17 protein-coding genes are annotated in these 17,010 nt (G+C 61.8%); 8 read left to right on the top strand and 9 right to left on the bottom strand.

Features of this window, described 5'->3' with window-relative positions; translation table 11 throughout:
* Nucleotides 1-33: 33 nt before the first annotated feature.
* Nucleotides 34-1,002 carry an alpha/beta hydrolase gene (locus ASU33_RS19250; protein ID WP_059072424.1) on the bottom strand — a complete coding sequence of 323 codons (969 nt, stop codon included), beginning with the start codon at nucleotides 1,000-1,002 and terminating at the stop codon, nucleotides 34-36.
* A gap of 7 nt (nucleotides 1,003-1,009) precedes the next feature.
* Complete coding sequence (locus tag ASU33_RS19245; RefSeq protein ID WP_059072423.1) at nucleotides 1,010-1,555, bottom strand: DUF4136 domain-containing protein; 546 nt, start codon at nucleotides 1,553-1,555, stop codon at nucleotides 1,010-1,012.
* Between the two features lie 185 nt (nucleotides 1,556-1,740).
* Here ASU33_RS19245 and ASU33_RS19240 point away from each other — a divergent pair, with 185 nt between their 5' ends.
* The 6 genes from ASU33_RS19240 (at nucleotide 1,741) to meaB (ending at nucleotide 6,493) form a co-directional block, all read left to right on the top strand.
* The gene (locus ASU33_RS19240) at nucleotides 1,741-2,061 is read left to right on the top strand and encodes a hypothetical protein (RefSeq protein ID WP_059072422.1); all 321 of its coding nucleotides are present in this window, start codon (nucleotides 1,741-1,743) and stop codon (nucleotides 2,059-2,061) included.
* A gap of 120 nt (nucleotides 2,062-2,181) precedes the next feature.
* Nucleotides 2,182-2,916: a L,D-transpeptidase family protein gene (locus ASU33_RS19235; protein ID WP_059072421.1), complete on the top strand. Its 735-nt coding sequence runs from the start codon at nucleotides 2,182-2,184 to the stop codon at nucleotides 2,914-2,916.
* 163 nt (nucleotides 2,917-3,079) lie between these two features.
* The gene (locus ASU33_RS19230; RefSeq protein WP_059072420.1) at nucleotides 3,080-3,448 is read left to right on the top strand and encodes a cupin domain-containing protein; all 369 of its coding nucleotides are present in this window, start codon (nucleotides 3,080-3,082) and stop codon (nucleotides 3,446-3,448) included.
* A gap of 35 nt (nucleotides 3,449-3,483) precedes the next feature.
* On the top strand, nucleotides 3,484-4,026 hold the full coding sequence (locus tag ASU33_RS19225) for an NUDIX hydrolase (protein ID WP_059072419.1): 543 nt from the start codon (nucleotides 3,484-3,486) through the stop codon (nucleotides 4,024-4,026).
* A 223-nt stretch (nucleotides 4,027-4,249) separates the two neighbouring features.
* On the top strand, nucleotides 4,250-5,356 hold the full coding sequence (locus tag ASU33_RS19220; RefSeq protein ID WP_059072807.1) for a WD40 repeat domain-containing protein: 1,107 nt from the start codon (nucleotides 4,250-4,252) through the stop codon (nucleotides 5,354-5,356).
* A gap of 159 nt (nucleotides 5,357-5,515) precedes the next feature.
* The gene (gene meaB / locus ASU33_RS19215) at nucleotides 5,516-6,493 is read left to right on the top strand and encodes a methylmalonyl Co-A mutase-associated GTPase MeaB (RefSeq protein ID WP_059072418.1); all 978 of its coding nucleotides are present in this window, start codon (nucleotides 5,516-5,518) and stop codon (nucleotides 6,491-6,493) included.
* Between the two features lie 16 nt (nucleotides 6,494-6,509).
* On the opposite strand, the gene ASU33_RS19210 is transcribed toward meaB, so the two are convergent.
* From ASU33_RS19210 to ASU33_RS19180, 7 genes are all read right to left on the bottom strand, one after another.
* On the bottom strand, nucleotides 6,510-6,914 hold the full coding sequence (locus ASU33_RS19210; protein ID WP_059072417.1) for a VOC family protein: 405 nt from the start codon (nucleotides 6,912-6,914) through the stop codon (nucleotides 6,510-6,512).
* A gap of 15 nt (nucleotides 6,915-6,929) precedes the next feature.
* Nucleotides 6,930-9,509: a DUF5916 domain-containing protein gene (locus ASU33_RS19205; RefSeq protein ID WP_078063261.1), complete on the bottom strand. Its 2,580-nt coding sequence runs from the start codon at nucleotides 9,507-9,509 to the stop codon at nucleotides 6,930-6,932.
* 234 nt (nucleotides 9,510-9,743) lie between these two features.
* On the bottom strand, nucleotides 9,744-12,278 hold the full coding sequence (locus tag ASU33_RS19200; protein ID WP_059072416.1) for a M56 family metallopeptidase: 2,535 nt from the start codon (nucleotides 12,276-12,278) through the stop codon (nucleotides 9,744-9,746).
* Nucleotides 12,265-12,678, bottom strand: coding sequence for a BlaI/MecI/CopY family transcriptional regulator (locus ASU33_RS19195; RefSeq protein WP_059072415.1), 414 nt, complete (start codon nucleotides 12,676-12,678; stop codon nucleotides 12,265-12,267). The genes ASU33_RS19200 and ASU33_RS19195 overlap by 14 nt, the downstream gene beginning before the upstream one ends.
* A gap of 291 nt (nucleotides 12,679-12,969) precedes the next feature.
* A complete protein-coding gene (gene folB, locus ASU33_RS19190) occupies nucleotides 12,970-13,341 on the bottom strand; it encodes a dihydroneopterin aldolase (RefSeq protein WP_059072414.1) in 372 nt (123 codons plus the stop codon).
* 176 nt (nucleotides 13,342-13,517) lie between these two features.
* Complete coding sequence (locus tag ASU33_RS19185) at nucleotides 13,518-14,519, bottom strand: DivIVA domain-containing protein (RefSeq protein ID WP_059072413.1); 1,002 nt, start codon at nucleotides 14,517-14,519, stop codon at nucleotides 13,518-13,520.
* 108 nt (nucleotides 14,520-14,627) lie between these two features.
* Complete coding sequence (locus tag ASU33_RS19180; protein ID WP_059072412.1) at nucleotides 14,628-15,566, bottom strand: WD40 repeat domain-containing protein; 939 nt, start codon at nucleotides 15,564-15,566, stop codon at nucleotides 14,628-14,630.
* Nucleotides 15,567-15,689: 123 nt separating this feature from the next.
* Between ASU33_RS19180 and ASU33_RS19175 the strand changes: the two genes are divergently transcribed.
* Complete coding sequence (locus ASU33_RS19175) at nucleotides 15,690-16,337, top strand: 4'-phosphopantetheinyl transferase superfamily protein (RefSeq protein WP_059072411.1); 648 nt, start codon at nucleotides 15,690-15,692, stop codon at nucleotides 16,335-16,337.
* Between the two features lie 27 nt (nucleotides 16,338-16,364).
* Nucleotides 16,365-16,973, top strand: a complete 609-nt coding sequence (locus ASU33_RS19170; RefSeq protein WP_059072410.1) for a redoxin domain-containing protein — start codon at nucleotides 16,365-16,367, stop codon at nucleotides 16,971-16,973.
* Nucleotides 16,974-17,010 lie beyond the last annotated feature (37 nt).

The following is a 17,010-nucleotide window of genomic DNA, read 5'->3' as shown; positions in this document are numbered from 1 at the left end:
GCCCGATTGCGATGTAGCCGAGCTTGCCCGCAGCTAAAGCGGTGGCAAGGCCTGCTGCACCCACCCGAACATAACGCGGTACACCTCGGCGCGCACCTCGGGCCGCGATAGTACCAGATCGTGCATACCGCCCTCGATGGCGCACACCGTAACCTGCGGCCCCAAGCGCGGCGCCAGCGTTCGAATGTGCTGCACGTTCAGCACGCCATCGGCCCCGAAATACTCGTCGGAAAACGGGTGGTAGCGGCGTACCGTGCGGGCCGAGTGCAACACCAACATGGGCTGCTGCACCTGCAGGCCACGGGCCACACGCGTGTGCCCCTGCCGGATGGCGCGCAACCAGCCAAAATTGACGGGAAATACCTCGATAGGCTTCCAGATGAGGTTGTAGTCCCACTCGCCGTGGTGCTGGCGGTGCAGGCTTTGGCCGTAGCCCCAAGGCAGCCGGGCGGGCAGGCTGAAGTTGGGCGCCACCGCGCCCAGGCGGGTAATTACCGGCAAGGCTACGCGGCGCAGTAGCCAGGGCTGGTTCATCTCCAGAAAGGGGCTGTTGAGCACCAGCGCCGCCACGGCCGCGCGGCGGGTGCCCCCATCGGCGTACAACGCGGCAATCAGCCCGCCGGTGGAGTGCGCGTTCAGCACGATGGTACGGGCTCCCTCGGCTTGCAACTGACTTAGAGCGGCGTCGAGGTCGGCGAAATACTCGCCTAGGTGGCGCACGTTGTTGGCGCGCTGGTGGGGCAGCAGCGAGCGGCCGTACTTGCGCAAATCGAGGGCATAGAATCGGAAGCCATGCTGCTGCCACTGCTCGGCCAGCTCCTGCTGAAAAAAGTAATCCGAAAAGCCGTGTACGTAAAGTACGGCGCGCCCCGTGGCGGGCGGCGGCGCTTGTGGCCGCACCAAGGTGCAGCGCACCGGACCTTCGTAATCGGCAAGCTGCTCGATAAACAGCTGCTCGAAGCCCTCAAGCACATCGGGCAGGTAGGCGTTGGCGGCGGGCATAAGCTACCTAGGGCTGCTGCTGCGGCTTCACGGGATAGCGCTCAAACAAGTCTTCAATAGCCGCTTCGATGCGCTTGCTCAGGGCCTCGGGTTTATCGCTGAGCACCCCGGCCACGGCGCCTTCCCACACCTGCTCGTTGCGGGCGGCATCAACCAGCTCCACGGTGGCCGTGCCTTCGGTGTACTCGCGCACGGGCACCTCCTGGCTGCGCCACGCGTAGCGCCGCTGCCCCAGGTACACGGGGGCCTCGCGCACGGTGGTTTCGCGGGTTTGCACGCGCTGCTGGGTTACTATGCCAATGTTCACCCACACATCGGGCTGCTCGGCGCGTTGGTAGCCGCGGCGCTCCAGCTGCGTGGCAATAGCACTTTTAAGCTCCTCCACCCCATTGAGCGGGCTCTGAAACGCAGCTTCGTTGCGGGCCGATACATCCAGGAAGTTGTAGGTGCGGTAGGCAGCAAAGTTGACACCCGGCGCTTCGTTTACCGATTCGACGTTGGTGGCGGTGCAGGCCGCCAAGCTCAGCAGCAGCGCAAACAAAAGGGTTTTCATAGCAATAGAGTGTTGGGTGCGCAAAAGCCCAGCTAGGTGCCACGGGCACCCGGCAAGCCTAAGCCTCTACGCAGCCGCACCGCCCGCAGATGCCCAGCCACTTATTGGCACGTGCCACCTAGGGCGGTTTGGCCGTGCGGTGGCGCTTCTGCGTACAGCGCATTAGTTACCCGCAACCCACATTTATGCCACACGACCAAGACTACTCCGCAGGCCCCGGCGGCACGTTCTCGACCAGCCCCACGGGCGTGTTCACGCAAATCGAGCAAGACGGCCAAACCATTACCGTGGTAAAGCTGCAAGATGCTGCCACGCCACCCGAGCTGCACCAAGCGCTTTCGCAAGGCCTTGGGTTGGGCGCCAACGCCCCGCTGCTGGTGCTGCGCTCCGAAGGTGGCGCCGTGCTCGACCACGGCCAGGCGGAGGCGCTCTACAACAAGTACCTCTCCACCAAAACCGACGCCGTGTCGGAGGTGACCTGGAAAACATTGCCCGGCCCTAGGTAGCACGCTCAGCCCAGCACCACGGCAAGGCACCGAAGCATAGCGTTTGTATATTAAAATATTCGAATACTAAGCACCTGTGCGGTAGCGTTGAGGTTGCGAATTTGCTCCTCTGCCCCACCAATGCGCTTATTGCTGTGCCTGCTGCTCTTGCCGATTCTCGGCTTTGTATCCTCCTCTGCCCCTACCTTTCGGCTCGAGCAAAACCGCTACCCGCGGGTGCGCACCGCCTATGCCAACAGCTGGCCTAGGTTACTTGCCGATTTACAGCGCCTGAAGTTGCAGCCCGAGCGGCTCGAGCTGTACCTGCGTGCGTTTAAGGTTGGCCGCCGGTTGGAGGTGTGGGCCCGCAACCAAGGCGAAGGCCGATTTCAGCTGCTGCGCAACTATTACATAGCCGGCACCTCGGGCACCCTGGGCCCCAAGCGCCGCTCCGGCGACGGGCAGGTGCCCGAAGGCTTTTACTTCGTCGACCGTTTTAACCCCCAAAGCCTCTACCACCTCTCGCTCGGCCTCGACTACCCCAACGCCGCCGACCTCGCCCACACCGCTCCCAACCCCGGCGGCGACATCTTCATCCATGGTTCCGATGTTACCATTGGTTGCCTGCCCATCACCGATGCGTTGATGGAAGAGCTGTACGTGCTGGCTGTAGAGGCCCGCGCCGCCGGGCAGGCCGAGCTGCCGGTGCACATCTTCCCCTTCGAGCTTACCGAAGCGGCCTTGCAAACACGCCGCAGCAGTCCGCACTACGCCTTTTGGCAGAGCCTGGCCCCGGCCTACCGCTATTTCGAGGCAACTCGCACCGTGCCTGGCGTAGAGGTAGATGCCCGCGGTGGTTACCACGTACGGCCCTGATACTGGCTCCGCACGGTGTCGTCGGCTGCGGACCGTTGAGTATGTTGGTTACTGATACTTTTGAAGCCGCGGCAACCCTCGGCTACGCCTAGGTGCCTTGGCTGCCTGTGTGCCCTTACACCGCGCAACCTCCGCCATCTGCAATGCCAACAACCCACCCGATATGACACTTCAGAAAGTAAACCTGCAGGAGAAGTTTAACCTGTTTCAGGAACAATGGCGCCCCAAGATTGTGGGCGAGCTGAACGGGCAACACGTAAAGTTGGCCAAGCTGCAAGGCCCGTTTGTGTGGCACCACCACGAGAACGAAGACGAGCTGTTTCTGGTAGTGAAAGGTCGCTTGTGCATGGAGCTGCAGGGCCAGGAGCCGATTTGGCTGGAGCCGGGCGAGTTTTTGGTGGTGCCGCGCGGCGTGGAGCACCGCCCCGTAGCCGACGAAGAGGTACACCTGTTGTTGTTCGAACCCGCCGGCACCCTCAACACCGGCAATGTGCAGGGCGAGCGAACCGTCGAAAACCTGGAGCGTATTTAGCGCGCAGCCCTAGGTTAATTAGCAACAAGTACCGCATGTCGGAGCCTACCACACTTGCCACCCTCCGCCCCGCCGCTGTGCTCGTGCCCGTGTACCGCGACGCCGAGGGCGAACTGCGCCTAGTGCTGGTGCGGCGCAGCAACTTCGGCGTACACGGCGGACAGCTGGCTTTCCCGGGCGGCAAGCACGACCCCACCGATGCCTCCTTGCTGCACACCGCCCTGCGCGAAGCCGAAGAGGAAGTACACCTGCCTAGCTCGGCCATTCAGGTGCTTACCGAGCTGCCCATCATCAGCACCATTACCACGGGTTACCAGGTAGCGCCTTTTCTGGCCCGCATTACCCGCCCCGAGGTGTGGCGCTGGCTGGAGCGCGAAGTGGAAGAGGTGTTAGAAGTACGCGTGGCCGACCTAGCCAACCCGGCCAATCACGCCACCGAGCACTGGCAGCTCGACGGCTGGCCTCGCCCCATGCCCATCTCGTTTATCCGCATCGGCGAGCATAAACTCTGGGGCCTGAGCTACCGCATTGTGCGGCCACTGCTGCCTAGGTTGCTAGCGGGTGAGTGGGCGGTATAGGTTGCTAGTAGGCCGCCTCGGCCTACCGCTAGTTCGCTTTACTAGCGCACCTCAACATCCTTTAGTAGCACCTAGGTATGCACAACGGCGGCAGGCGCACTGGGCCTTATCTCAACACCTTACACACGCAATTTCTGCCTCGCGTCTCTGTTTGGCACGCTTTTGCGTTATTAGTCGGCCAAGCCCAACCGCTAACCCTCCGGTTTGGCCGTGGTAAATGCACATGCGTTTTCGACTTTTTCCGTTCCTCTTTCTACTGTTCGGCGCCCTAGGAGTTCAGGCCCAACAGCAATCCTCCATCTGGTACTTTGGCCAAGAGGCCGGCCTCGATTTCCGGCAGGGTGCCCCCACGCCCCTGCTCGATGGCAAGCTGAGCACCTACGAGGGCTCGTCGGTGGCGACTACCTCACGCGGGCAGTTGCTATTCTACACCAACGGCGTCACCGTCTGGAACCGCCAGCACGAGCCCATGCTGAACGGTAAAAACCTGATGGGCAGCAAATCGAGCAGCCAGAGCGCCCTCATCGTGCCCGACCCCGGCAGCGGCAACGTGTTCTACATCTTCACTACCGGTGCCGAAGGCAGCTCCAACGGCATGCGCTACTCCGTGGTTGATATGACGGCCGAAGGCGGCCTCGGCGACGTGAAGCGCAGCAACATGCTGCTGATTTCGCCGGTAGCCGAAAAGTTAGCCGCCGTGCGCCACCGCAACGGCCGCGACATTTGGGTGGTGGGCCACCGCTGGAACTCCAATGCCTTCGTGAGCTACCTCGTTACGCCCGACGGTGTGGTAACCAAGCCCAACCTCAGCAACGTGGGCGCTATGCACGCCGGCCCCGGTCGCAACGCCATTGGCTGCATGAAGTTCTCGCCCGATGGCCGTAAACTGGCCGTAGCTATCTGGCGCGAGGCCAACCGCGTGGAGGTATTCGATTTCGACAACGCTACTGGCAAGGTGAGCAACCCCAAATCGTACGGCCCCTTTGAGGAAGCGTACGGCGTGGAGTTTTCGCCCGATGGCAGCAAGCTTTACGCTACCAGCAATGGCAACGGCGGCGGCAACGCGCAAGTGTGGCAGGTAGATTTGGCCAGTGGCACCAAAACCGCCGTGGGCAACTCGGCCAACCGCAAAATCGGCTCGCTGCAGCTCGGCCCCGATGGCCGCATCTACGTGGCCCGCGAAGACAACCCCTACCTAGGCGTTATCGAAAACCCCAACGCCATGGGCATGGGCAGCAAATACGTCGACGACGGCATTAAGCTCGGCGGCCGACGCGGCAAGCTGGGGCTGCCCAACTTCATCCAAATCTACTTTCAGCAGAAACCCTAACGCCCCGGGCCGAGCACACAACGCTCGGCCCGGTTTGTTTGCAGCCCCAACCCAGGCAGCTCCTTGCCGTAGCCCACGAGTAAGTATTTTTATCCACCCAAAGCCGCCGCTCCGTGCTGCGGCTTTGATTTTCCCGACTGCCTACCTAGCCCCTCTGCTTTGGCCCGACGCCTTACCGCTGAACAATACACCAAAGGCTTGCTTGCCGGCGACCGGCTCGTGCTCAGCCGCGCCATTACCCTCGTTGAAAGCACCTTGGCTACCGACCACGCGCTGGCGCAGCAAGTGCTTGGCGCCGTGCTGCCGCGCACGGGTCGCTCGGTGCGCATTGGTATTACGGGGGTGCCGGGCGTGGGCAAAAGCACCTTCATCGAGGCCTTGGGCATGTACGTGGTGGAGCAATTGGGCTTGCGCCTGGCCGTGCTGGCCATCGACCCCACCAGCCAACGCAGCGGCGGCAGCATTCTGGGCGACAAAACCCGCATGCAGCACCTTTCGGCGCACGCCAATGCCTACATTCGGCCTTCGCCGGCGGGCCGCTCCCTAGGTGGCGTGGCACGGGCTACGCGCGAGGCCCTGCTGCTGTGCGAAGCGGCTGGTTACGACGTCATCTTCGTCGAAACCGTGGGCGTGGGACAAAGCGAAACGGCCGTGCACGGCATGGTCGATTTCTTTTTGCTGCTGATGCTGGCCGGTGCCGGCGACGAGCTGCAGGGCGTGAAGCGCGGCATCATGGAAATGGCCGATGCCGTCGTCATCACCAAAGCCGACTCGGGCAACGAACTGGCCGCCAAACGCGCCCGCCGCGAGTACCAGGGCGCGTTGCACCTGTTTCCGCTGGGCAGCTCGGGTTGGGCACCCGTGGTGCGCACCTGCTCGGCCCTTACCGGCGAAGGCGTGCCCGGCGTGTGGGAAGAACTACAACGCTACCTGGAACACGCGCGCGGCAACGGCTACTTCGAGCGCCGCCGGCAAGAGCAAAACTTGCAGTGGCTACACCACAGCATCCGGGAGGCACTGGAGGAGCGCTTCTATGCCCGCCCCGCGGTGCAGCAGCAACTAGGCGCAATTCGCGAGCAGGTGATGCGCGGCGAAAAATCGGCCTTTGCTGCTGCCGACGAGCTACTCGATTTGTAGCACCTAGGGGCTAGGGCTACTCGGCAGCACGAGGCTCCAGCAAATCCCACTTGTTGCCGTAGTAGTCGCGAAACACGGCCACGGTGCCGTAGGCTTCGGTGCGCGGCTCCTCTAAAAAGTGCACGCCTCGCTCGCGCATGGCGTGGTAGTCGCGCCAAAAATCGTCGGTATACAAAAACAGGAACACGCGGCCGCCGCTCTGGTTGCCTACGGCCTGCACTTGCTCGTCGCCTTCGGCCTTGGCTAGCAGCAGGCAAGTACCCGGCAACGCGCCCGGCGGTGCCACCAGTACCCACCGCTTGCCGTTGCCTTGGTTGGTGTCCTCGATCAGCTCGAAACCTAGGGCGCGGGTGTAAAACGTTATGGCTTCGTCATAGTCGCGCACGAGCAAGGCCACAGCACCTAGGCGTTGAGCTTTCATAGCGAGAGGTTGCGGTTAGTTGCGCTTGGGGCGCAGCGCAAGGTAATCGAGGTAGTACAGCACCTTGATGGACACCGAGTTGTTGTGCGGAGTGTTGATGGTGTTGTTCAGGTTGTCGAAGTACAGCGGCGTGGCTTGCTCGGCTTGCAAAAAGGTGGAGCCGGCGTTTTTCCACACGAAGCTCACCTGCGAGCCGGGCGCGAACCACCAGGAGTACACCGCGTCCACGTTGAAGGCGTTGTAGGTGTTGTCGCGGTTGCGGCGGTAGTCGATGAGCTCCTCGTCGCCGCCGGGCAAGAGGCGCGCGAAGTCGCGGTAGCGCACGTTGCTGGTGTAGTGGCGCGTGCGCAGCGTAAACGACATGCGGTTGTTGAAGGTGTAGGCCATCTGCACCACGTTCGACACCGTCACCACGTTGCGCCGTCCCAAAATTACCTGGCCTTGTTCTGCGAAAGGCTGATCGAGCGGTTCATCTTTGCTCATGCCGCCGTTCACGTAGCCGATTTGGTTGTGGTTCAAGCTCCAATCGATGCTGTAGCGAAAGTTCAGCTGATTGTTTACGCGGTAACGGGGCGAGATGCCAAAGCTGACATCCATGCGGCGCGGACGCGGCAGCCGGTCGTCCTGGGCATACGGCACCAAGTTCATATTCACGTCCAAGGCCAGCTTTTTGCGGTAATCGGAGGAGACGTAGCCCCCCACCACTGCATTGGCAGGTTTCCTGACGAAATAGCGGCCCAACGGGTACTGACGCGGCTCGAAATAATCCCGCGTTACGGGGTACAGTTCAAAGTAAAAGCCTGTGCTCAGGAAGCTTTTGGTAAAAGTAGTGTTAGCGCCGCCGTACAAGTTCACGGCCTGGTAGCGCGTTGGCGAGTACAGCAACCCGTAGTAGGTACCTAGGTAGGTAGAGAGGTTATTAACCTTCCAGAAGGGCTTGAACTTGTTGTAGCGTACCTGCAGCTCCTGCGAGATTTTGTTGTTGCCGAACAAAATACCCAGGTCGTTGGGGTTGTACCGGTCCGATTCGATACCGTGGCTTAGTGTCCAGGTAAACGCGCCGCTGATCTTGCCTACGCTCAGAGAGTACTTGTACCCGTCGCGGTCGTCGATTTGCTTGTCGGAGCCGAAGCTGTTGCCGCGCCGGCGCGAGTACACCACGCGGCCATCCACGGCGTAAGAGTTGCTTTTGTTGGCAAACCGGAACAGGCCGCCCGTTACGTTGGCGTCGTAGGTTTGGCCCCAGCGCGTCACGTTGGTATTAATGAGCGAGACGTAGGAATTGTTCTTCAGCGACTGATCGAGCACAGCAATGCTGTAGTTGCTGAAGGGCTGGGTCAGGATTTTGCGCTGCTCGCCGCTGGTGCTGTCTTGCACAATGGCGTAGACATCGTTGCTGAGCGCGTTGAACACGCCCACCCCCAGGCCACCCTTGGTACGGCCCGATATTTTGGTGGCGTTCAGCAGCCGCGTTACGCCCGGGTTCTGCACCACATATTCGCCCGCCACGCGCTGGCCGTCGTTGTCGTAGTAGCCTCGGCGCAGTTGGCCTTCTACTTGCCCAACGCCTATGGGCTGTGCTCCTACCCGCCGCGAGTAAAACAGTCCGCCTTTGTTGAAAAGCTCGGTACCCTCGGTGAAGAACTGCCGGTTTTCGGCGAATTGCACTTCAAAGGGCGACAGGTTTAGCACCTGATTGTCGCTCTGCACCTGCCCGAAGTCCGGCACCAGCGTAGCGTCCAGGGTAAAGCTCTCGTTGATGCCCCACTTCACGTCGGCCCCGCCGTTAAAGCTGGTGCTGGTGTTGCGCTTGCCCTGCTCGTTGTACGGGTAATGCTCCAGGTAGCTCGATACGTAGGGCGTCAGCGAGAGGCGCAAGGGCGGCTTCACGTCGCGCACGCCTTGTAGCGTACCCCATTGGTTCACAAAACCATCGATGGCGGGCTTTACCTCGTTCCAAGTGAAATCCTGGTTGTCCTTTTTGCGGCGGCGCATAAAGTTGAGACCCCACAGCTGCTCGGGCGCGTTGCTGAAGCGAATGGCCGAGTACGGAATGCGCAGCTCGGCAATCCAGTCGTTGCCCTGCATGGTAGTGCGCGAGTCCCACACGGCGTTCCAGTTCCAGTCTTCGCCGCCGGCCGGCGAGTAGCGTGCATCCATCTGTACGCCGCCCGTCGTCACGAAAAAGCCGTAGCCGTTTAGCTTATCGTGGTAGGTATCCAAAAAGATGCCGATGAAATCGGAGTTGCCGAACTGGTCGCGGGCCGATAGCTCGCGCAGGATAGCATCGGGCGACACGTCGTGCATGATGGCGCCCACGTACAGGTTGGCGTCGTCGTAGAGCACGCGCACTTCGGTTTTGTTTTTTTCGAGCGCACCGGGGTTGGGGCGCATCTCCACAAAATCGGTGGCAATGGGCGCTTGCTGCCACACGGCTTCATCCAGTATGCCGTCGAGCTTAATGCCTTCTGTAATGCGCTGGGCCTGCAACTGCTTTTTCGTGGCGGGTGTAGTGCCCGCTGCGCTTGGGGTTTGCGCCCATGCCAAACGTATGAAGAGGCTACAAAGAATCAGTAATAGCGTACGTGTGAGCATAGGCAACGGCGGCAGAAAATGGGCGGCGGATGATGAAGTGCGCTAATAGATGCAGTTGGTGCCTGCGCGGTTGCCTGTGCTTCATCACATATTTATGTGAGGGCAAACATGCATGTGACGCTGGCCACAACAACCCTAGGTGCGGCGCAAAAATAGAAGCCGGTTGGGGTAGGCACCCCAACCGGCTTTGGCTGCTTACTTAGTCATACAAGCAGTGGGTAGGGCTGCGGTAAATCAGTCTTCTCGCAGCACAATGTTGATGTCGACTTTACCGCCCTTGTCGCCGCCCAGCAGCTTGCGGTACTTGCTGGCCATAGCGGTGGGTTGCTTTTTGCCGTTCACCACCATTTCGCTGTTGTTCAGGCGAAACTCGTAGCTGCGGTCGGCGTCGCTGATGAGGCCATCTTTGCGCAGCTCCTCGCCCAGGTTCACACCGTTTACCATGGTGCTCCGGCGCGGCGCACGCGGCGGGCGGGGGGCGCTTGGCGGCAGCGGAGGCAGTGGTGCCAAGGCGCCGGCAGCCGAACGCGGAGCCCTAGGTGGCCGCGGAGCTGCAGGGGGCGTGGGAGGCACCGGCGCCTCTACGCCGTGGCCCGAATCACTGCCCGAAATCCAGATGTTGGAGTTGCCACCGTTGCGGTTGATGGAGAGCGAGGTAGAGCCCGTCATGTTGCGGCCGGTGTGCTTGGTCCAGAGGTCCAGAAATTTGCGGCGCACATTCTCGGGCTGCTCTTTGCCGTTTACCACCATGCGCGAGTTGTTCAGCAGCAGCTGGAAAGAATTAACGTCGCTGATCAGGCCTTCCTTGCTCAGCTCCTTAATAAAGGCTTCTTCCCCTTCGCGGAACTTACGCTCCCGCTCACGGGCCTCCGCCTCACGCTCCCGAGCCCGGGCTTCCCGCTCGCGGGCACGCTCCTCGTTTACGCGGGCCCGCTCTTCGTTGATGCGGGCGCGCTCCTCGTTGTAACGGGCGCGGGCTTCGGCCTCGCGGGCGCGCTGCTCGGCATCGCGCTCGTGCAGTTCCTCGCGCTGGTCGCGCAGGCGGTCCAGTTCATCCTCAATCCGCTCGCGCTCCTCTTCGCTCAGGTCGCCGCTCAGGCGGGCCTTGGCCAAGGCGCGCTCGGCTGTTACCAGCGCATCGCGGTTGATGATGCGCACTTCACCCTCGGAAGGTACGCGCACCCAGTTGGTGCCCGACTCAAGCTGGCGCAGCTGGCCACGGAGCTTCTTCTCGTCGAGGCCGTTATCGAAGTGAAACTCGTAGGTACCGGGCGTGTAGTGGCGGCCGTGGGCCGTGGCGGGCAGCTGAATTACGCGCACCTGCTCGTCGGCTTTTGACTTGCCGCCGCGGCGGCTTTCGTCGCCGGTTTCCACGCGCTGGCCGTTCACGTACAGTTCTTTCAGCCGGCCTTTCTTATCCTTCTCGATAACTACGGTGCCAGGCTCGCCGCGGCGGCCGCGGGTTTCGAGGCCCCGATCAACTACTACCACACGGGTGTCGCTGTTGCGCTTGTTTTTGCGCTTGCGCTTGTCCTCATCGTCGTCGGCGGCATTACCCACCGGCTTAGCGGCCAGCGCAGCTTCCTCGGGGCATTCCTCCTCCAAAGCAGGCAAGGCAGGCAGCGCGGCTTCAACAGCGGGCATAAAGGGCTTGAGCACCGTGGAGCGGAGCAGGCGGGGCGCTTCGGCGGCCAGGCGCGGGTTGGCCAGGGCGGCAGCAGCCGTAAACGACAGCAGCACCAAGCCAGCCATTACCACGCAGGCGGCCATAAAACCTTCGGAGAAAGTGGGCGCCGTGCGGCCTTGCACCAAACGGCGCACCCGGCCCAGCAACGAGCCCTTGGGCCCCACGGCTGCCATCGTCAGGCGCGGGGCAACGGCACGTTCGAGGCCCAACTCGGCCAGCGCAGCCAGGGCGCGGGCCAGCACCAGCGGGTCACCGCAGAGCGAGGCGGCTACGTCGTCGCAGCAGTTTTCGCGCTCCGAGCGCAGCGTGGCCGTCAGGAACCACACCGCCGGGTGGTAGAACAACAGGATTTCGGCTACCGATTGCAGCAGGTTCACGAGGTAGTCGCGCCGCACTACGTGGGCCAGCTCGTGGGCCAGAATGGCCTCGAGCTGCAGCGTTGATAAACCCGCCACGGCACCTAGGGGCAGCAGAATAACAGGCCGCAGGTGGCCAATAACCATGGGCACCCGCACCATCGACGACTCAAGGAGAGCCACGGGGCGCTGCAGGCCGGCACGCTCAGCGAGGTTGGCTAGTCGGTTTTGCCAGGCCAGACCTAGGGGCTGCGTGCCGTAGTGGCGCAGGCGTTGCACGTAGGCCAAGCCGCCAAGCATGCGCAGTGTCATCGTTAGCAGGCCCATAAACCACAGCGTAACCAGCAGCGGCAAGTGTTGCTCGATGTAACGCAGCACGGTTTTGGCGCTCAGCGGGCCTTCGTCGGCCAACAGGGCAGCGCCGTTAGCGTTGCTTTGGGCCCCTACCGCATCCGACACCATTACCACGGCCGTAACGGGGCCGTTGCTGGCGCCGGGCAGGGCCGTAAGGTAGTAGCGCACAAACGTAACGGCGGCCAGCAGCAGCACCAGCCCGAGGGCCGCGGCCGTAGCGCCGTAGCGCACTTGGGGCGAGTGGCGGCGCAGCAGCAGCAGCAAGCCAGCCAGGGCTATTGCCACCACCGCCCCCTGCCACAGCGAGTGCAGGATGGTGTAGCCTACGGCCCGCACCAACGCAGGCGTTAGCAAGTTCTCAAGCCAATTCATCGGGGTCGGTGGTTGGGTTTTGGTTGTCGATGCTGTCGAGCAGATTGCGGATTTGATCGAGTTCCTCGCGGCTGGTTTGGCGGTTGCCGAGGGCCTGCTGCACCAGCTTCAGGGCCGAGCCCCCGAAGGCAGCATCCAGCAGGCGGTCGATGAGCATGCCTTGGGTTTCCTGTTCGCGCAGGGCCGCGCGGTACACGTGGGTGCGGCTCGAGTCGTCGCGGGTAACGATGCCTTTTTCGTGCATCAGCTGCAGCAGCTTCAGCGTGGTGGTGTAGCCCACGTCGCGGCGCTTGCTCAGCTCGTCGTTTACAAAGCGTACAGTACTGGGGCCTTGCTGCCACAGCACTTGTAAAATCTCCAGCTCCGATTCCGTCGGGCGCGGTATGTTCTTTTTGGTCATTGCTCAGGTGCGTCGTTACGAAACGTTTCGTAACAAACATATACGAAACACATCGTAGAAGTCAAGCAATTGCTACGAAATATTTCGTCACTCTTGCTGACAGACGCTAAATACCACTGCAAGCTGCTTGAGCGGCAAACAGCTACTTAGGATTTTTCGGCGGAATGAAACCGGCTGATTTCAGTGCAACCCTGGCCTCGTCTTTCGCCAGTCAGCTACCCTATGCGGCGCAAAAAAGCCCGATTAGCCTAGGCGGCCAATCGGGCGGAAAAACAGCGAGTATGCGGCCACCTACAAGGCCGGAGCCGGGCGCTTGCGCTTGAGCGTAACGCGGGCACGCTGGCAAATGCCCCCTACCGGCGGATTGAACTTGGAAACGCTTACCTCAACCCAACGCACGTGGCCGAACTCGTGCAAAATGCGGTCGATGATGCGGTGGGCCAAGTGCTCGAGCAAGCGGGCCGGGGCCTGCATTTCTTCGGCTACCATGCGGTAGAGCACCTCGTAGTTTACGGTTTCGGAAAGGTGGTCGGTGCTGCCGGCGCGGTACAGATTGGTGCGCACGCGCAAATCCACGCCGTACTTGTTCCCGATCTTCTGTTCCTCGTCGTAGTAACCGTGGAAGGCAAAAAACTCCAGTCCTTCGAGTGCAATATGGCCCATGGGTTCCGTTAGCGAGTTGGTGAGTTATTGTATTGGCGAGTTAGGCTTTTCTGCTCCAAAGCACCGCGGCACCTAGGGGTTGCGAACCAGCCGATTTGATGCGCCCTGCGTGCCGCCGCAAAGGAAACAAAAAAGCCTGCCCCGTGGGGCAGGCCTCTTGCTAGCAGCGGAAGGCGCTAGATTTCATCAAAAAACGATTTCTCGCTTTCGGCTACGGCCGCCAAGCCCGGGTGCGTAGCCGGCGAGGGCTGCGTAATCTCGGGGCCGCTGGGGCCGATTGGCTGAATATCGGGGGCAGTGGGCTCGATGCGCGGCGCGTCGGGCGTGGGCACGCGCACCGGATCGGGCACGTGAATGCGCGAGGGCTCGGCGGTGCCGGGGTTTTCGCTCGGCCGGAGCGGATCGATTTCGGGCCCCGGTACCTGCGAAGGTTCGCCGGGCTGGTTTTGCCGGCCGGGCTGCGGCCCGATAGGCCGGCTGGTGGGTGCGCCGCCGTCGAAAGCGCTGCCACCCGTGGCGGGGGCAGCCGACGGAATGTAGGCGGCAGATGAAGCGGAAGAGGCGGACACGTACATGGCTGGTTCGGTTGTGGGCGAGGTGGGTTCCTCACGCTTCACCTTTACGCTTGCCGCCTTCGAAAGGATAGCCGCCACTGCGCCGCGGGGCCGTTGCTTGGCCTCGTCTACCTTTTCCTGCACGTTGGTGGTCAGTTGCTGCAAGTCGCGCACCAAGGTGTCGTACACACCCTCGAGGCGCTGGTGCTCCTGCCCTAGCTTGTTTACCTCGCCTTGCATATCAGCCAAGGCACGCTCGGCTTGCTTGTAGGCGTCCTCTACCACCGAGCGGGCCTTTTGGCGGGCCTCCGATAGTACCTGCTCGGCCATCGTTTGGGCCTCGTACAGCTTCTGATCGGCCGACTTCTGGGCCTGCTCCACAATGTTGGAGCTGGTGTCCTCGGCCGTTTTAAGGGTTCGGTAAAGCGACGTTTCTACTTCGCGCATGCGCTGCACATCGTGCTGAGCCTGCTCTAGTTGGCGGCGCAGCTCGCGGTTTTCGTCGGTCATCCGCTCCCATTGCTGCGAAAGCGTGAGCAGGAAGCCTTCTACTTCGTCTTTATCAACACCCCGAAAGGCGCGCTCAAACGTTTTCTGGCGGATGTCGAGAGCGGTAATCTTCATGGAAAGGTACTGGTACTGGGTACTGAGTAGTTGGTGGTGCGTAGTTACGGAAGCCAATTGCGGGCCAGCCACCTAGGGTGCTTGGCGCGTGTCCAATCCCGCTTCCGCTTACTGGCTACTCATTTCAACCTGCCAGACGGCTAGGCTGCGGTCGTCGCTACACGAAACTAACCGATTCTGCCGCCCCGACCAAAACAGCCGGTTTACGGAGGTGCCGTGCCCGGCGTGGCGGGCTTTATCCACCACGCGCAGCAGGCGGCAGGTATCGGCGTCCCACAGCTTAATGCTTTTATCCATGCTGCAGGTGGCCAGCATGCGGCCATCGGGGCTGAAGGTGAGGTGGTTGATGGCAAACAAATGCGCTACCACCGTGTGCACTTCGGCGTAGCCCTGGGAGGCATCGTACACGCGCAAATGAGCATCGCGGCCAGCCGTGTAGAGCCGGTTATTGGTAGGGTGATAAGCCGCCGTAAACACCGAATTAGTAGCCGCCTCCAGCGTGTGCTTTAGCTGCAAGGTATCGGCATCGAGGATGCGCAGGCGGTGGTCGGAGCCGCCTACGGCCAGCTCACCTAGGGTTTCGTGCAGGCTCAGGCAGCGCAGGCTTTTGTCGGATAGGCGCACGAGGCGCTCCACGCCGAAATCGGTGGTGCGCAGCACGGCCAGCGTGCCATCACCTAGGGCCACAAACAGCCGCTGCCGCTGGGCCGAGTAGGCAAAATCGAAGATGGGCGTGGGCGGCAGCGCCGTGGCGTGCAGCAGGGTTTTATCGGCGAGGCTGATTACCTGTACGCCCTGGTAGTTGTGCCCCAGCACGAGCAGTTGCCGGCTGGGCTCGTGGTGCAGAGCGTACACCGAGTTTTCTACCTTAGCAATGAGCTGGCCGTCGTGCTCGGGCTCGTCGATGCTCCAAGCCGCTACCATGCCATCGGCCCCCGACGAAAAGAACTGAGGCTCGGTGGCGTGCCCGGCCAAGGCGTACACGCAGTCGCGGTGACCGGTGAGCTGAGCCAGTTTCTGCACTTGAGGGCGCTGGGTGGTGTTCATGAGCAAGCGGGCTGCCACCTAGGGCAGCAAGATTTGGCAGCGCGAAAGTACGGCCAAGTGCCCGCCCCCACCGTAATTGCCGCCGAATTCGCTTGCTTCCGCAGGCCTCTACTTCAATCAATAGTGCCGCTTCATAGCCTCACCACTACTCCCGATGCTGCTTTGCTGGGTTTGTGGCGCCTTACCGAGCCTGCCGAAGAGCTGCTCGCGCGCCTGCCCGGCAACTATGCCGCTTGGCTGCCCACGGGCCGCGACCCGGAGCGCCCGCGGCAATGGCTAGCCGGCCGCGCCTTGGCCCACGAGCTGCTGCGCGAGCTTACCGACGCCCCTGCTTTGGTGCAAACCGATGCCGACACGGGCCAACCGCTGGTAACAGGCTTATCGGGTGCTGGCATATCACTTTCGCACTCAGGCGAGTGGGTGGCGGCGCTGCTTACGCCCAAAGGCCGAGTTGGCATAGATGTTGAACAAGTACGGCCCAAAGCCCGCCAGCTGGCTACCAAGTTTCTGAGCGAAGCCGAGCGCCTTGATGCCGGCCCCGACGAAACCAAGCACAGCCTGTACTGGAGCGCCAAAGAAACCCTCTACAAACTGCACAGCCGCCGCCGCCTTCTTTTCAAAGAGCACATCCAGCTCGAGCCGTTTGCCTTGCAGGCGCAGGGCACCCTTACCGGGCACTTGCTCCCGCCCAACGAGGCACCCTCGCAACACCTGCTCCGCTACGAGCGCCTTACCCATGATTGCGTGCTAACGTGGTGCGTGGCTTTGTAATATCTTTCGACTTCTCCCCCTCATCATATGTCGTTCCGACGTCTTTCCCTGCTTACCGCTGCGCTGCTGCTTACTGCCGCGGCCTTGGCTACTACGGCCCGCGCCCAAACAGCATTGGTCACCGATTTTTCGCTAACGAAGGCCGACAACGCTACCGTGAGCCTCAGCTCGCTGGCCAGCAGCAAAGCTGTGGTGGTGGTGTTCACCAACCCGGCTTGCCCGTTTTCGCGCCTTTACCAAAACCGCCTAGGTGCCCTGAGCAGCAGCTACGCCGGCCGCGGCGTGGAGTTCCTGTTCGTAACGGCCCCCATCAACATCGAGCAAACCGCCGAAACCCTCGACGCGGATAAGCTGAAAGTGAAAACCTCGGCCGGCGCCGATTTGCAATACCTCACCGACGAAGGCTTGAAAACCGCGGCCCTGCTCGGCATCAGCAAAACGCCCGAGGCCGTGGTATTGCAGCCTGCTACCGGCGGCTTTGTGGTGCGCTACCGCGGCGCCATCGACGATAACCCGCAAATGGAAGCGTACGTGAAGGACCGTTACCTCAAAAACGCGCTTGATGCGGTGCTTGCCGGCCAAAACGCCCCCATTGCCGAAAAGCGTGCTTCGGGCTGCCTGATCAAGAAGAACTAACCGCTACCTAGGGCACCTTAATCTGTTTCACGAAAAA

Source organism: Solirubrum puertoriconensis (genome assembly GCF_001483135.1).
Taxonomy (GTDB): domain Bacteria; phylum Bacteroidota; class Bacteroidia; order Cytophagales; family Hymenobacteraceae; genus Solirubrum; species Solirubrum puertoriconensis.
This window is presented reverse-complemented; position numbering and strand designations above follow the sequence as displayed.

Excerpts from the sequence above, each read along its gene's own strand:
- ASU33_RS19240 (WP_059072422.1), top strand. The coding sequence starts at position 1,741 with ATGCCACACGACCAAGACTACTCCGCAGGCCCCGGCGGCACGTTCTCG.
- ASU33_RS19225 (WP_059072419.1), top strand. The coding sequence starts at position 3,484 with ATGTCGGAGCCTACCACACTTGCCACCCTCCGCCCCGCCGCTGTGCTC.
- ASU33_RS19230 (WP_059072420.1), top strand. The coding sequence starts at position 3,080 with ATGACACTTCAGAAAGTAAACCTGCAGGAGAAGTTTAACCTGTTTCAG.
- ASU33_RS19170 (WP_059072410.1), top strand. The coding sequence starts at position 16,365 with ATGTCGTTCCGACGTCTTTCCCTGCTTACCGCTGCGCTGCTGCTTACT.
- ASU33_RS19200 (WP_059072416.1), bottom strand. The coding sequence starts at position 12,278 with ATGAATTGGCTTGAGAACTTGCTAACGCCTGCGTTGGTGCGGGCCGTA.
- folB (WP_059072414.1), bottom strand. The coding sequence starts at position 13,341 with ATGGGCCATATTGCACTCGAAGGACTGGAGTTTTTTGCCTTCCACGGT.
- ASU33_RS19250 (WP_059072424.1), bottom strand. The coding sequence starts at position 1,002 with ATGCCCGCCGCCAACGCCTACCTGCCCGATGTGCTTGAGGGCTTCGAG.
- ASU33_RS19245 (WP_059072423.1), bottom strand. The coding sequence starts at position 1,555 with ATGAAAACCCTTTTGTTTGCGCTGCTGCTGAGCTTGGCGGCCTGCACC.
- ASU33_RS19220 (WP_059072807.1), top strand. The coding sequence starts at position 4,250 with ATGCGTTTTCGACTTTTTCCGTTCCTCTTTCTACTGTTCGGCGCCCTA.
- ASU33_RS19185 (WP_059072413.1), bottom strand. The coding sequence starts at position 14,519 with ATGAAGATTACCGCTCTCGACATCCGCCAGAAAACGTTTGAGCGCGCC.
- ASU33_RS19210 (WP_059072417.1), bottom strand. The coding sequence starts at position 6,914 with ATGAAAGCTCAACGCCTAGGTGCTGTGGCCTTGCTCGTGCGCGACTAT.
- ASU33_RS19235 (WP_059072421.1), top strand. The coding sequence starts at position 2,182 with ATGCGCTTATTGCTGTGCCTGCTGCTCTTGCCGATTCTCGGCTTTGTA.
- ASU33_RS19180 (WP_059072412.1), bottom strand. The coding sequence starts at position 15,566 with ATGAACACCACCCAGCGCCCTCAAGTGCAGAAACTGGCTCAGCTCACC.
- ASU33_RS19195 (WP_059072415.1), bottom strand. The coding sequence starts at position 12,678 with ATGACCAAAAAGAACATACCGCGCCCGACGGAATCGGAGCTGGAGATT.
- ASU33_RS19205 (WP_078063261.1), bottom strand. The coding sequence starts at position 9,509 with ATGCTCACACGTACGCTATTACTGATTCTTTGTAGCCTCTTCATACGT.